1 pseudogene is annotated in these 513 nt (G+C 63.2%); it reads left to right on the top strand.

What is annotated here, in order from left to right:
• Nucleotides 1-170: 170 nt before the first annotated feature.
• A pseudogene (locus IG94_RS43990) lies at nucleotides 171-513 on the top strand (hypothetical protein); the annotation flags it as partial.

Below are 513 nucleotides of genomic sequence, written 5' to 3'. Positions count from 1 at the left end.
GGCAAGTCCTCGCGGCCCGCGGAATGCGAAGCCCTGAGGACTTCCTTCCTCGGTATCGCGAAGCAGCCGCGAAGCTCGGGGAGACCGCTGAACCGGCCCTGAAAACCATCGAAGGGTGGATCTACGAGGGCCGGAGGCCACAGCGGGCCTTCCGACGGGTCGTGGTCGAGATGTTGAACTACGGCATCGATGACCTGTGGACCGACGTCCCCGAAGGGGCCGGGTCAGCCTTCGTTCCTCTCACTGACACGTCACCAGGTGCAGTTGGTGCCGACAACGGCGTCAACTTGAGCGAGATGAAAAGGACGGGCACGATGGCAGTGCAACGGGCGAAAGCGTTCCTGCTGAGCAACGACCAGAACCGAGTAGGTGACGATACGCTCGGCCTCCTCGACGACGAGGTGTCGCGTCTGGTCTTCGCATACCCGCGTGAGCCCCTGTCGGCGATCTGGGACGACCTGCTTGAAACCCAGGACCAAGTCTTTCGCCTCCTGGACGGCGGCAAGGTTCGAC

This window comes from Streptomyces olivaceus (assembly GCF_000721235.1).
GTDB lineage: Bacteria > Actinomycetota > Actinomycetes > Streptomycetales > Streptomycetaceae > Streptomyces > Streptomyces olivaceus.
The sequence above is the reverse complement of the archived record's forward strand: the minus strand, read 5'-3'. Positions and strand labels throughout refer to the sequence as shown.